At 41.4% G+C, this 14,847-nt stretch carries 8 protein-coding genes; all 8 read left to right on the top strand.

The window, feature by feature from the left end:
• The first annotated feature begins 128 nt into the window (after positions 1-128).
• The 8 genes from ACXACJ_RS03295 (at position 129) to ACXACJ_RS03260 (ending at position 14,748) form a co-directional block, all read left to right on the top strand.
• Positions 129-3,182 (top strand): SusC/RagA family TonB-linked outer membrane protein, encoded by a 3,054-nt coding sequence (locus ACXACJ_RS03295; protein ID WP_475132843.1) that lies wholly within the window; start codon positions 129-131, stop codon positions 3,180-3,182.
• Between the two features lie 15 nt (positions 3,183-3,197).
• On the top strand, positions 3,198-4,739 hold the full coding sequence (locus ACXACJ_RS03290; protein WP_475132842.1) for a RagB/SusD family nutrient uptake outer membrane protein: 1,542 nt from the start codon (positions 3,198-3,200) through the stop codon (positions 4,737-4,739).
• A 14-nt stretch (positions 4,740-4,753) separates the two neighbouring features.
• Positions 4,754-6,520, top strand: a complete 1,767-nt coding sequence (locus ACXACJ_RS03285; RefSeq protein WP_475132841.1) for a LamG-like jellyroll fold domain-containing protein — start codon at positions 4,754-4,756, stop codon at positions 6,518-6,520.
• Positions 6,521-6,594: 74 nt separating this feature from the next.
• On the top strand, positions 6,595-8,553 hold the full coding sequence (locus ACXACJ_RS03280) for a glucoamylase family protein (protein WP_475132840.1): 1,959 nt from the start codon (positions 6,595-6,597) through the stop codon (positions 8,551-8,553).
• 39 nt (positions 8,554-8,592) lie between these two features.
• Complete coding sequence (locus ACXACJ_RS03275) at positions 8,593-9,939, top strand: glucoamylase family protein (RefSeq protein ID WP_475132839.1); 1,347 nt, start codon at positions 8,593-8,595, stop codon at positions 9,937-9,939.
• Positions 9,932-10,717, top strand: a complete 786-nt coding sequence (locus tag ACXACJ_RS03270; RefSeq protein ID WP_475132838.1) for a carboxylesterase family protein — start codon at positions 9,932-9,934, stop codon at positions 10,715-10,717. Before ACXACJ_RS03275 ends, ACXACJ_RS03270 begins: the two co-directional genes overlap by 8 nt.
• Before the next feature lie 11 nt (positions 10,718-10,728).
• Complete coding sequence (locus tag ACXACJ_RS03265; protein ID WP_475132837.1) at positions 10,729-12,990, top strand: glycoside hydrolase family 3 N-terminal domain-containing protein; 2,262 nt, start codon at positions 10,729-10,731, stop codon at positions 12,988-12,990.
• A 237-nt stretch (positions 12,991-13,227) separates the two neighbouring features.
• Positions 13,228-14,748 (top strand): sulfatase family protein, encoded by a 1,521-nt coding sequence (locus ACXACJ_RS03260; RefSeq protein WP_475132836.1) that lies wholly within the window; start codon positions 13,228-13,230, stop codon positions 14,746-14,748.
• The last annotated feature ends 99 nt before the right edge of the window (positions 14,749-14,847 follow it).

The raw sequence follows: 14,847 nt of genomic DNA, 5'->3' as shown, positions 1-14,847 counted from the left end.
GGGTATTTTTAGCAAAATTGTTTCAAAAATTTGCTTCGCGCGTGTCACATTAATTACAATTACTACATGTTATGCAAACGTTTTAACAAAACGTTGCTTTCACTATTAAAACCAAACATGAATTAGGTATGAAAAAAATTCTACGAGCGTACTTTTTAGTACTCCCTGTCATGCTGATGAGTATGTTTGCTTTAGAAGCAAATGCACAAACAGTAATTACAGGAACCGTCCTTTCCGGGGACGATGGATTGCCCTTACCCAGTGTAAGTATTTTAGAAAAAGGAACTGACAACGGAACAACCACAGACCCTGATGGGAAATTCCGAATTCAAGTTGCTGACAGAAACGCAGTGTTAGTTTTTTCTTTCGTTGGCTATACGAGCCAAGAGGTAATGGTGGGTAATCAAAGTTCGGTTAATGTAACCATGCGCCCAGATGTGAGTGAGCTAGACGAAGTAGTTGTTATCGGTTACGGAACCCAAAGCTCAAGAGAACTTACTTCTTCAATTTCTACGGTTAAAACCGAAGAGTTAACTAAAGTTCCTACAGCCCAAGCTATGCAAGCGCTTCAAGGTAAAGTTCCTGGTGTGCAAATTGTGAGTAGTGGTGCTCCTGGTGCTGGACCAACCGTTCGAATCAGAGGTGTTGGTACATTACAAGGCAGCAGTGCCCCTCTTTATGTGGTTGACGGAATGTTTGTGGACAACATCAACTTCTTAAACCCTTCTGACATCGCTAGCATGTCTATTCTTAAAGATGCTTCTGCGGCTGCTATTTATGGAGCTGCTGCTGCTAATGGTGTTGTTTTGATTGAAACAAAAACCGGTGGTTACGAGCAAAAAGCTGAAGTTGTTTACGATGGATACTACGGAGTTCAAGTAGCTCAAAACGTATTGCAGCTTGCCAATTCGCAGCAATTCACCAATTATGCTTTGGCAACAGGTTCTTCTGCTGATGCTTCTTTCATTAATAATGCTTTGCAAAGATTTGGCAGAAGCCGTGTAGACCCTAACATTCCAAATGTTAATACCGACTGGTATAAAGAAGTAATGGATCAAGCAGCGGCTATCCAAAACCATACAATATCAATTAACGGAGGAAGTAAAGGTGCTAGATATTCTATTGGTGCTGGTTACTTTAAGCAAGACGGTTTACTAAAAGAAACTCGAAACAACTACGAAAGAGTAACGCTTCGTGCGAAACTCGATTTCGATGTTTCTGAAAGAATGAGAGCTGGTGGTAACATCAATGTAAGTAATGGAAAACAGTATGTGGCCGAGAACTCCGTATGGTTCAAAACCTATTTTGCTGTACCTATTTTACCTGTTTACGATGCCTTGAACACTGCTGCATCTCCTATCGGATATTCAAATGCTCAGGTTCTTGGTTATAGAGGTTCTCAAAACCCATTCTACGACTTGTCTTTCAACGATAACTACAATCAGTCGGCAAACATTCTTGCTAACTTCTACTTAGAGTATGACTTGATTCCAGAAATGTTGTCTTTGAAAACTTCTTACAACCTTAACTATGGAAACAATGTAGGAAGAAGCGTTGATTTCGCATTTAACGATGGTGTTACAGACAAAACTGCTTCAAGAATTTCTAAGAACACTTCGAAAAAATACAATCAGATTTCTGACACTTACTTGACTTTCAACAAAAGCTTTGGTCTTCACAATGTGACTGCTGTAGGTGGATATTCTTTCAGAAATATCACTTCAGAATACCTTAACGCAAGTGCTACCGCTATCGATCCTTCTCCAAGCAGATCATTCGAAGAACTGTGGTATTTATCTCAAGGAACTATCGACCCAGCTGGAGTTTCTGATGGTGGTTTGAAAAACTATGTAGCATCTTACTTCGGAAGAATAGCCTACAACTATGATGGCCGCTATTTACTTTACAGCACCTATAGAATGGATGGAAGTAACAAGTTCCAAAAGAAATGGGGTCGTTTCTTCACCATTGGTGGTGGTTGGGTAATTTCTGAAGAAGATTTCTTCGATATTTCAGCCATTAACTTCTTGAAATTCCGTGGTGGCTGGGGTCAGCTAGGTAACTCAGAAATTGCTCAATCTGTAGGTTCAGCAACTGTTACTCAAGGTTTTGTAGCTATTGACGATCAAAGAGTTTCTGGAAACACAGTAAACAGCATCTACGACATTGTAGATCAGTGGGAAGTAAGTGAGCAAGCTAACGTTGGTATTACTGCTAAACTTTTCAACGAAAGACTTTCTGTTGAAGCAGATTATTACAGCAAAATCACTCCTAATGCCGCTATCACTCAGCTTTTCCCATTGGTAAGACAATCCGCAAGAAGAAGTGTAGGACGTATTCAGAATAAAGGTATTGAAATGGCCTTGAACTGGAGCGACAACTTAGCCAACGGCATTCAATACACTATTGGCGGTAACTTCTCAACACTTCACAACGAAGTTTTAGGACTAGGTGGTCTTCAATATCTTAACGCAGGAAGTGCTGAATTCCGTCAGAGATCAATCGTAGGAGAGTCAATTTATGCTTTCTATGGTTATGAAACTGAAGGTGTTTTCCAAAACCAAGCAGACATCAACAACAGTGGTTATTCTCCAGAATTCATCACTAGCTCAGGCATTGTTCCTGGTGACTTCAAATACAAAGATCAAAATGGAGATGGCCAAATCAACGACCAAGACAGAGTAGTTCTAGGTTCTTACCTTCCAAAATTGACTTATGGTTTCAACTTTGGCGTTAGCTACAAAAACTTCGATTTGACAGCTAATTTCCAAGGTCAGTCTGGCCACAAAATCTTGAACAGAAAACGTGGTGAAATCATCTTCACTACTGACACCAACATTGATGCTGACCTAGCTTCTAACCTATGGACTGGCGAAGGAACTTCAAACAAATATCCTTCAGCAGCAGGTTTAAGAAAAGGCTGGAACCAGTACATGAGCGACTACTTTGTTGAAGACGGTTCTTATTTCAGAATTCAGAACGTAAGACTTTCATACAACCTTACAGGCAAAACAGTTTTGGGCAACAAAATGCCTGATACTCGCATTTCTTTCACTGCGGAAAAACCTGTTACCCTTTTCAATTACAATGGATTCACTCCTGAGGTTTCTGACGGTATCGATAGACAAACCTATCCTATACCTGCGATCTACACAGTAGGATTGAATATCAAGTTTAATTAAGCCAAAGATTTAATCATGAAATCAAATAAATTATTTATCGGAGGTTTCTTCATTCTACTATCGCTAGGAACAGTCACTTCGTGTTTGGATAAACTAGACGATCCTCTTGAAAACCAAGAAAAAGTAGAAAATACAGACTACAAAAAGTCTGAGAACATGCTCCCTCTTTTAACTGGAGCTTACGACATTCTCTATGGACTACAGTGGGAAACCTTCCCTCTTGTATCGGTTCGTGGCGATGATGTTAATTCAGCAGGTGATCAGTTTCCTTTGATCGAAACTGACCAATACCGTTACGATCGCGTATTCTGGATGTACGAGTTTGTTTGGTTAAACTACTACTCAGATATTATCCAATTCCACTCTGCTATGGAAGAATTGGCTAAGTATAAAGAGTTTGCTCCTAACCCAAGCGTTGCCGATCAGTACATTGCTGAAATCAAAGTAATGAGAGCTTATGAGCTTTTCCAATTGACAAGATTGTGGGGAGACATCTTCATCACTAACAGTTCTCAAACTACTGAGCTTTACACTGCTGAAGTTTCTTCTAGAGAAGAAGTTCTAGCACACATTTCTGCTCAAATGGACGAAGCTATTCCTTATTTGGCTAGCGTTCGCCCAAATCAGAGAACAGACATTAAAGGTGGAGTGACTAAATACACTGCTTTAGCGGTTAAAGCAATGGCAAACCTAGAGTTGAAAAACTGGCAAGCTGTGGCCGATGCTACTGGAGCCATCATTGCCGACAATGCTTTTGCTTTAGAGTTTGACTATTACGAATTGTTCAAAATACCAGGCAAACTAAGCGATGAAAACCTTTTGGAACTTCAGTATTCTGACTTTGGCCAAGGTTCTGGTGTAGAAGAATCTTACCTATATGCATTCTTTGGCCCTAACAACTGGACTCCAGCTGTAGCTGGTGCGAGCCCAGGCTGGGGATTCTGGGAACCAAGTATGAAGTACATCAAATTCATGCTTGACAGAAACGAGACCGTTCGTTTAGAAACTAGTGTACTGTTTACCAAAGAAGGTATCGAAATGATCAAAGAAGATCCTGCTTATGCTACTCTTCCTGATTTTGTTTCGAACACCACTAGAGATGGTGATATTATTGGTAGAACGGATGATGAAGAAAACCCAAGAGCTAAGTTCTCAAGCGGTAAACATTACTTGCCTTCCAACCAATTAACTCCTGGCCGAACAGCTTACGGCACCAACAAAAACTTCATTTGTATTCGTTACTCAGAAGTTCTTTTGATGCATGCTGAGGCGCTTGTAAACGGAGCTAATAGCTCTGCCATGTCAGCAGATGACGCAGTGAACGAAGTAAGAGAGCGCGCTGGTTTGGGCGACCTTAACAACGTAACGCTTGACGATGTTTTGAACGAAAAATTTGCTGAGTTTGGAATGGAATGGGGTATCAGGTTCTACGACCTTGTACGCTACGACCGTACTTCAGAGCTTAACTACGATGGCAGAACCTACCCTTCTGACGGTAGATTCCTTCCTTACCCATTAAGCCAAATTGATATTCTTCCACAATTAGGTGATCAATAAGAAAGAAAAACGCTATGAAAGCATTAAAACTAATATTAGCATGTTCAATCCTTTTCGCTTTTGGCTGTAAGGATGGCTATTTAGAAGAAATCAAAGCTGTTGATCCAGGTGCCGATGAGTTTGCGCCTGGCATCACCATCAGCTACCCTGTTGAGGGTACAGAAATCAAGGTTTATGATGAAATCACTTCGATTAACATCAAATTTGAAGTTACTGATGACATTGAAGTTCAGTCTATTTCATTAAATCTTGACGGTGCAGAAATCGCAAGCTACAGCGAATTCAAGGATTACAGAAGATATGTAGGTAGCTACACATACGAATCCCTTGCTGATGGCGATCACACACTTAAAGTTTCGGCTGTAGATTCAGAAGGAAAAACTACTTCCAAAAGTGTCAACTTTGCTAAAGTTCCTCCTTACATTAAAAAGTACGATGGCGAGATTTTCTACATGCCGTTTGATGGTGACAACATTGAGTTGATAAGCGTTACTTATCCTAGCGTAGTTGGAAACCCAAGTTTTGCAGGAGAAGGAAAAGTTGGAGGCAACGCTTATGCTGGTGCTGAAAATTCTTACTTGACTTTCCCTACTGCTGATTTGATCAGCGATGAGTTCAGTGCAGTATTCTGGATGAAAGTTGATGCGGTTCCAAACCGTGCAGGTATTTTGGTTGCTGGCCCAGTTGATGAGGCTAACCCTACTGCCATGAACAACAGAACAAGTGGTTTCAGATTCTTCAGAGAAGGTTCTGCTACTGCTCAGAGATTCAAATTGAACGTTGGAAATGGTACGGCTGACACTTGGGTTGATGGCGGAACTAACGCTGATGTAATTCCAAATACAGGTGAGTGGACACACTTCGCTTTCACTATTTCGAACAACGAAGCGATTGTATACATCAATGGTAACCCGGTAAAAACAAGCACTATTTCAGGCATCGACTGGACAAGCTGTGATGTACTTTCTATTATGTCTGGTGCGCCAAGATTCACAGGATGGAGCCACCTTTCTGACTTGAGCTTTATGGATGAGCTTCGCTTGTTCAACAAAGCCCTTTCTGCTGAAGATATTCAGTCTATCATCGTTGATGAAGGCGGAAGCTTCGGTTACCAAGGCGAATTCGGTGAGAAATTCTACATGCCTTTTGAAGGCGATTATATCGAAGAAGCTTCTGGAGCAAGCGCAACTGTAGTGGGTACACCAACTTTTGCTGGAGCTGGTTTAAGAGGAAACAATGCCTACTTAGGTGTTGCTGATTCTTACTTGACCTTCCCTTCTGAAAGCATCGAAACTGACGAAATCAGTGTTTCTATGTGGTATAAAATGACTACTACCCCAGATAGAGCTGGTATTCTTGTAGTTGGTCCTCCAGACCCAGATAAACCTGACACTCCAAACAACAGAAAAACTGGCTTCAGATTCTTCAGAGAAGGTTCTGCTACAACGCAAAGGTTCAAATTGAACGTTGGAATGGGCGATGCAGACAAATGGTTTGACGGTGGCACAGCTGCAGATGTAGATGCTACAGATGAGTGGATTCACCTTGCGTTCACTATTTCACAAACCGAAGGAAAAGTGTACATCAACGGAAACTTGGTTTCATCAGATACTTTTGATGGCATCGACTGGACCAACTGCGACATCATGTCAATTGGTTCAGGAGCACCAAGGTTCACCGAATGGGGACACTTATCAGATTTGAGCAACATTGATGAGTTGAGAATTTTCGACAGAGTAATCTCTGAAGCGGAAATTCAGGCCATTGTAAACGCTAAATAAGAGTATTCATACAATTTCAATTGAGGGTTTCGGGGTTTCCTGAAATCCTCAATTACTACCCTTCTCCTTAAACTATGCTTAGAAATTTCTCAATGATCGCCTTGCTTTGCCTATTCTTTATGAGCTGCAAAAGCGATGATCCCGGTGTTGGTTCTTTCGATTTGAATAGTGCCTTTGCGGGAACATTGGCCATCGACCTTGTTGGAACAACTACTGAGAATGTCCCTATTGATAGAAGCATAACCCTTATTTTTTCAAGCCCAATAGATGCCAGCACCACTTCTTCAGGCATCACCATATCTGCCAACGGGCAAGCGATTACTAAAAATGTCACTTTATCGAATCAAGATAAATCAGCCAGCATTTCAACCAATGGCACATGGGTAGAAAGCACAACCTACACCATAAGCCTAAACCAAGAGCTTAAAAGCACCACTGGTGCTTCTATTACCCCAACTTCGTTCAGCTTTAAAACTCAGGCCGGAGAACTCGATCTCGCTTCTGTAAAAATCAACGGAGAAACTCTGGACAACAATCCAAGGCCACAAAATATCCCTACTGATTTATCTCTAACATTCGAGTTCACAACACCTATAGATGTCGCTTCTTTCAAATCGGCCTTCAAGCTTCCTGGCGCATCTTTCAACGTTACATCTTCTAACAATGACCAAACGGTTACGGTAAAAACCACATCAAACCTTCAGTTCATAAAGAAATATAAGGCCACTATCGCCAACACCTTAGTAAGTAGCGAAGGCCGATCATTTGAGGGTTATTCTCTGGAGTTTTATACTCAGCTAGACCCTACTTATAAATTCGCTGAAATATCAGATGAAGATTTGCTCACCAAAGTTCAAGAGCAAACTTTTAAATACTTCTGGGATTTTGCCCATCCTACCAGTGGTCTTGCTCGCGAACGAAACACTTCGGGCAATACAGTAACCATTGGCGGTTCTGGCTTTGGCGTAATGGCCATTTTGGTAGGTATAGAAAGAGGATTCATTACAAGACAACAAGGAATTGACAGGTTAGAAACCATTGTGAACTTCCTGAAAAATGCCGATCGTTTTCATGGCGTTTGGCCCCATTGGATGAACGGCAATACCGGAGCCGTTATTCCTTTTAGCTCTGATGATGATGGTGGAGATTTGGTGGAAACAGCCTTTATGATTGAAGGACTTCTCACCGTAAGAGCTTATTTGAATAGTTCTGTTACACAAGAAATGAACATCAAAAATACAATCACTCAGCTTTGGGAAGAAGTTGAATGGGATTGGTATACACAGGGTGGTCAGGATGTTTTATACTGGCATTGGTCGCCCAACTTCGGATGGCAAAAGAACCATAAAATACAAGGTTGGAACGAAGCCTTGATCGTTTACACCTTAGCGGCAGCTTCACCTACACACTCTATTGATGCCGATGTTTATCACAAAGGTTGGGCTCGAAATGGCGACATGAAAAATGGCCAAGAATACTATAACATAAAACTTCCGTTAGGCTCTAGCTATGGTGGTCCATTGTTCTTCAGTCACTATTCTTTCTTAGGCTTAGATCCTCGAAATCTAGAAGACCAATACACCAACTATTGGACACAGAATAAAAATCACTCGTTAATCAATCAAGCATACTGCGCTACAAATCCAAAGAATTATGTGGGCTATAGTGAAGATTCTTGGGGATTAACAGCAAGCGACAATGACAATGGTTATTCGGCTCAGTCTCCAACCAACGACCTGGGCGTAATAACCCCAACGGCTGCTCTTTCTGCCATGCCATATACCCCTGAAGAATCGATGAAAGCCATTAAGCACTTCTATTATATTTTAGGGGATAAGCTTTGGGGCGATTACGGATTTTACGATGCCTTTAACCTTACCGAAGGTTGGTTTGCCAGTTCATATCTAGCCATCGATCAAGGTCCAATCATAATCATGATTGAAAATCATCGCACAGGTCTTTTGTGGGATTTGTTAATGACGGATAGCGAAGTAAAAGCTGGCTTAGATAAGCTTGGCTTCACTTCATACTAAAAAAAGAACCAGAAATATTATAAACTTCAAATACAGAAAATGAAAACAACTTTACGCTGCTTAAGCCTTCTGGCGGCCATTTTGTTGATAAATGCTTGTAGTAAATCTCACAGCACTACCAGCGACAATATAAAAGATCCAACCCGCTCTGAAGATTCTCTACTGAACCTAGTTCAGTACCAAACCTTCCAGTATTTCTGGGATGGTGCCGAACCTACTAGTGGTTTGGCCCGAGAAAGATTTCACACTGACAATATCTACCCTGCCCACGATAAAGACATTATCACTTCTGGTGGTTCTGGATTTGGCTTAATGGCTTTGGTTGTGGGTATCGATAGAGGTTTTATTACCAGAGAACAAGGGATTGAACGCTTCGAGAAAATCGTGAGCTTTTTAGAAAGAGCCGATAAATTCCATGGAGTTTTCCCTCACTGGTGGAACGGAAAAACTGGGAAAGTTTCTCCTTTTGGCCAAAAAGATGATGGTGGAGACCTTGTTGAAAGCTCGTTTATGGCAGCTGGTTTACTAACAGTTCGTCAATATTTAGACAAAGGCAATGATAGAGAAGCAGCTTTGATCGGCAGAATCAACAAGCTTTGGGAAGATATCGACTTCAACTGGCACACCAAAGGTGAAAACGTGTTGTATTGGCACTGGTCGCCAAACTATGCTTGGGAAATGAACTTCGATGTAAGAGGTTACAACGAGTGCTTGATCATGTACGTTCTGGCAGCAGCCTCTCCTACTCACTCTATTAAGCCTGAAGTTTACGATGAAGGTTGGGCTCGCGGTGGCGACATTACCAACGACACAACCTACTATGGCCTAGAAACGGTACTCGACCATTACGAAACTAATGATTCACCAGTTGGACCACTTTTCTGGGCTCATTATTCATACTTAGGGCTGAACCCAAATGGCTTAAAAGATAAGTATGCTGATTACTGGAAACTGAACAGAAACCATGCGTTGATCCACTATCGCCATGCCGTTGAAAACCCAAACAACTTTGAAAGATACGGAGAAAACGTTTGGGGAATGACTTCGAGCTACTCAATGCGCGGTTATGCTGGCCATAGACCCGATAGAGATTTAGGTGTTATTTCTCCTACCGCAGCGCTTTCTTCTTTCCCATATACACCTAAGGAAAGTATGGCTTTTCTAAAATATTTATACAACGATGCCGACAGCCTAGTAGGCGTTTACGGCCCATACGATGCATTTAGCGATCAGGAAAATTGGTACTTGCCAAGATACTTGGCCATCGACCAAGGCCCTATTCCTGTAATGATAGAAAACTACCGTTCTGGCTTGATTTGGAAACTCTTCATGTCAGCCCCTGAAGTTCAAAAAGGATTGGAAAAATTAGGTTTTAGCTATGAGTAAGTTCTTCTCGTTCTTTCTGCTTTGTGTTCTTTGTTCAACCGGACTTAGAGCACAAAGCGCTTCAGAATTTCAGGAAAAATCACACAAGTATGGCAGTCATGAACTCCAATACAGAGTGCTTTATCCTGAAAACTATGATGAAAATCAAAAATACCCGCTCGTTCTGTTCCTCCACGGAGCAGGCGAAAGAGGTGAGGACAATAAAAAGCAGTTGGTGCATGGTAGCAAGCTTTTTTTAAATGCTGAAAACAGGCAAAAATTCCCTGCGATCGTAATCTTCCCACAATGCCCAACTGAAGATTATTGGGCAAATGTGAACATTGTTCGCGATGAAACGGGCCATAGAGAGTTCAATTTCATTAAAGGAGGAAAACCAACTGTAGCCATGCAAGGCGTACTTTCTATGGTAGATTCTCTTTCAAAAGTTTCTACAATCGATCAGGATAGAATGTACGTAATGGGTCTTTCAATGGGTGGCATGGGCACTTTCGAGCTCGTAAGCAGAAGACCTAAAACCTTTGCAGCAGCAGCACCAATTTGCGGAGGAGACAATCCAAAAGCAGCGAAAAAATATGCAAAGCGTCTTCCATTCTGGGTTTTTCATGGCCAGAAAGATGACGTTGTAGATCCTTCACATTCTAAAGCTATGGTAGAAGCCATAAAAAAGAATGGCGGTGATGTAAAATTCACTTTGTACCCGAATGCCAACCACAACAGCTGGGACAGCGCTTTTGCCGAACCAGACCTTTTACCGTGGCTATTCTCAAAAACTAAATGATCATTTTAATAATGAACACTAAATTATTTCACTCAAAACATGTGGCTTCACTCCTTGTGATGCTCGGCTTAAGTGGACTTCTTTTAAGCTGTGGCAACTCACATTCAAATGGTGGAGATGACAAAATGGAGTTGTTCGTAGATTCTTTAATCAGCGAAATGACTATTGAAGAAAAAGCAGGTCAGCTTACACTTTATACCAGTGGCTGGGATGTTACTGGCCCTGTGCTTCGCGATGATTATGTTGAAGAATTAAAAGCTGGAAGAGCTGGAAATTTATTCAATGCCCATACGGTAGACTATGCCATTAAACTTCAAAAAACGGCTGTGGAAGAAACACGCTTAGGCATTCCATTGCTTTTCGGTTTAGATGTAATCCACGGTTATAAAACCACCTTCCCAATTCCATTGGCAGAAGCTGCCAGCTGGGATTTAGAGGTGATAGAAAAATCGGCTCATTTAGCAGCTAAAGAAGCAGCTTCAGCAGGAATCAACTGGACCTATAACCCCATGGTAGACATTGCTCGTGACCCAAGATGGGGAAGAATCGCTGAAGGTTCTGGTGAAGATGTTTATTTAGGAAGCTTAATTGGCGCAGCCAAAGTAAGAGGTTACCAAGGCGCAGACTTAAGCGACCCAACTACAGTTTTAGCCTGTGTAAAACACTTTGCGGCCTATGGCGCTTCTCAAGCGGGAAGAGATTATCACACTGTAGATTTATCAGAACGTGCTCTGCGCGAAACCTATCTTCCTCCTTACAAAGCGGCCATCGATGCTGGTGCCGCAACGGTAATGACTTCTTTCAACGAATTGGACGGAGTTCCTGCTTCGGGCAATAAATATCTATTAACCGACATTCTTCGAAATGAATGGGGATTTGACGGTTTTGTGGTAACTGACTATACCTCAATCAATGAAATGGTGCCTCATGGCATTGTAGCCAACAACAAAGAAGCTGCTGAATTGGCTTTTAATGCTGGCGTGCAAATGGATATGCAAGGCGGAGTTTACAGCCAGTATATTCCTGAATTAATCGAAGAAGGTAAAATCAAAGAATCAACACTTAATGAATACGTTCGTGAGGTTTTGATCATGAAGTACAAACTTGGCCTGTTTGAAGATCCTTATCGTTATTTAAACAAGCAGAGAGAGCAAGAAACGCTCTATTCGAAAGAAATGATGGATCATGCCTTGCTGGCTGCTAATAAGTCTATCGTACTTTTAAAGAATGAGGAAGTAAAAGGAAAAAACCTGCTTCCACTTTCTAAAGAAACTAAATCAGTAGCCTTAATTGGCCCATTAGCTGACAACCAAAAGGATTTACTAGGCACTTGGCACGTAGCAGGAGATGCGGCTAAAGTAGTGACGCTTTTAGAAGGTATTAAGCAAACCGCTCCGAATGTAAAAATCAACTATGCCAGAGGTGCTGATTTCAATGGAAACGATGAATCTGGTTTTGCCGAAGCTATTGCAGCCGCAAGAAAGTCGGACATCGTGATCATGGCTATTGGTGAAGATTATACCCAAAGTGGTGAAGCGGCCAGCCGATCAGAAATCGGACTTCCTGGCCCTCAACAAGCTTTATTGGAGAAAATCAATGCGCTTGGCAAGCCAGTAGTCGCAGTGGTTATGGCTGGCCGTCCTTTAACGATCGACTGGATGGACGAAAACGTTCCTGCTATTTTGAACACTTGGCATTTAGGGACCATGGCTGGCAAAGCAATTGCCGAAACCCTTTTCGGAGATAATATTCCTTCAGGAAAACTGACCATTACTTTTCCAAAAAGTGTTGGCCAAATCCCTGTGTATTATAACATGAAGAATACGGGTAGACCATTCGATGCAAACAACAAATACACAAGTAAGTATTTGGACATCAGCAATGAACCTTTATATCCATTCGGCTACGGATTGAGCTACACTACCTTTGCATATTCTGAACTAAAATTAAGTCAAACTGAATTGACAAACGAAGGTTCTATAACCGTTAATGCTACCATTTCAAACACTGGAGATTTCGATGGTGAAGAAGTAGTTCAACTTTATGTTCGCGATTTAGTAGGCAGCGTAACCCGCCCAGTGAAAGAATTAAAAGGCTTTGAAAAAATATTTTTGAAGGCAGGTGAATCGAAACAGGTCAGCTTTACAATAACTACTAAAGACTTAGCTTTCTACACCAGAGATATGTCATTTAAAGCCGAACCAGGAGCTTTTAAAGTTTTTGTTGGGCCAAATTCTGCGGAAGGATTAGAAGCAGATTTCCAGCTAAAATAAACCATAGATGATGCGGATAAGCCTTGTTAATACAAATCGTTTTGTTGCCATGAATGTGTGTATGTGTGTGCAAAACAAAACGCAAGGCCTAAGCATCTCTTCCCTTAATGTTGACTGAAATTCTTCATTAAGGACATTTTTTGGGCGAAGTCAATGGATTTTCCAACGCGCTGGGAGTCCATTGACGAACCCCATATTCAAACGTTCAAAGTCAGTTTTGACCAAAAACCAAAACCAATGAAACACCCTAACCTCAAACCTATAGTTCTTGTGCTTTTAATGAGCATAATAGCTTCTTGTTCTCCCAAAAAAGAAACAAAACAAGAAAGCTCGAACGATGTTGAAATCACCAAAATACCGGGTAAAAAACCCATGAACGTGGTATTTATTTTGAGTGACGACCACAGGTATGATTTTATGGGTTTCACTGGAAAAGTGCCATTTCTTAAAACGCCCAATATGGACAAAATGGCGATGGAAGGCACCCATATCGAAAACGCTTTTGTTACTACTTCCCTTTGTTCACCAAGCCGTGCTTCCATTCTTACAGGCCAACTCTCGCACCATCACCGTGTAATTGACAATCAATCTCTGGTTCCTGATTCAGTCACTTTTTTCCCTCAGTACTTACAAAAAGCTGGCTACGAAACGGCCTTTATGGGCAAGTGGCATATGGGAGAATCTAACGCGAACCCAAGAAAGGGATTTGATCATTGGTTTAGCTTGAAAGGTCAGGGGCAGTATTACAACCCTTTAATCAATATCAATGGTGAAGAAAAAGTATTTGGAGACAGTACTTACATTACTGATTTGCTCACTGAAGAGGCCGTTGATTGGTTGAAAAAACGTGATGGAGAAAAGCCCTTCTTCTTATACCTTTCTCATAAAGGAGTTCATGCAGATTTTCAGCCAGCGAAAAGGCATGAAGACGTTTATGCCGATGAAGCACCGAGTTACCCTCCTACCATGTATCCTGAAAAGAACAAGGATTACAATTATGAAGATGTACCTGATTGGGTGAAAAAACAACGTTACAGCTGGCACGGAGTGGATTACATGTACCATGGCCAAATCAAGTTCGATGACTTTTATAGGCTCTACAATGAAACTTTACTTTCTGTTGATGAAAGCATAGGAAAAGTGATTGCTCAGTTGGAAGAAAGCGGCCAATTAGATAATACTGTGATTTTCTACATGGGTGACAACGGTTTTTCATTCGGAGAACACGGCCTAATTGACAAACGACAAGCTTACGAGGAGTCTATCAGAGTTCCGCTTTTGGTTTATGGAGGAAAAGACGTAATCAAGAACCACAAAATCTCGGAATTGATTCAGAACATCGACATTGCTCCAACCATTCTTGAAATGGCTGGTGTTGAAAAACCAAAAAATATGGATGGCGAAAGCTTCTTACCTATTTTAAAAGGAAATGCACCAGAAAAATGGAGAGACAGGCTCTATTACGAGTACTTCTGGGAAAGACCTTTCCCTCAAACCCCAACAGTTCACGCAGTTCGTACGGACAAGTATAAGTACATTCGTTACTATGGAATTTGGGATATCAACGAGCTTTACGATTTAGAAAATGACCCTCTGGAAATGAATAATTTGATCAGAGATGAAAAATATGCTCAAGTAGCAAAAGACCTTCGCCAAGACCTTTTCAACTGGTTGGAAAGAACGCGAGGAATGGAAATACCCCTTAGAGATGACGGCCCTGGTGCCCGCTTCGATTATAAATATCGAGGCACATACTAACTCAACATTGCAGTTACCCAAAGCTTGTTATGGCACTGAAATGCCTAACAAGCTAGGGTTGTTGCAGCTCATCAACGCTTAATTATTGCAAACCACAAC

Source organism: Roseivirga sp. AWQ4_251, assembly GCF_056158225.1.
This window is presented reverse-complemented; position numbering and strand designations above follow the sequence as displayed.

What these genes read in the sequence shown, in the direction of transcription:
- ACXACJ_RS03260 (WP_475132836.1), top strand. Translation starts at nt 13,228, where the DNA reads ATGAAACACCCTAACCTCAAACCTATAGTTCTTGTGCTTTTAATGAGC.
- ACXACJ_RS03285 (WP_475132841.1), top strand. Translation starts at nt 4,754, where the DNA reads ATGAAAGCATTAAAACTAATATTAGCATGTTCAATCCTTTTCGCTTTT.
- ACXACJ_RS03275 (WP_475132839.1), top strand. Translation starts at nt 8,593, where the DNA reads ATGAAAACAACTTTACGCTGCTTAAGCCTTCTGGCGGCCATTTTGTTG.
- ACXACJ_RS03270 (WP_475132838.1), top strand. Translation starts at nt 9,932, where the DNA reads ATGAGTAAGTTCTTCTCGTTCTTTCTGCTTTGTGTTCTTTGTTCAACC.
- ACXACJ_RS03290 (WP_475132842.1), top strand. Translation starts at nt 3,198, where the DNA reads ATGAAATCAAATAAATTATTTATCGGAGGTTTCTTCATTCTACTATCG.
- ACXACJ_RS03265 (WP_475132837.1), top strand. Translation starts at nt 10,729, where the DNA reads ATGAACACTAAATTATTTCACTCAAAACATGTGGCTTCACTCCTTGTG.
- ACXACJ_RS03280 (WP_475132840.1), top strand. Translation starts at nt 6,595, where the DNA reads ATGCTTAGAAATTTCTCAATGATCGCCTTGCTTTGCCTATTCTTTATG.
- ACXACJ_RS03295 (WP_475132843.1), top strand. Translation starts at nt 129, where the DNA reads ATGAAAAAAATTCTACGAGCGTACTTTTTAGTACTCCCTGTCATGCTG.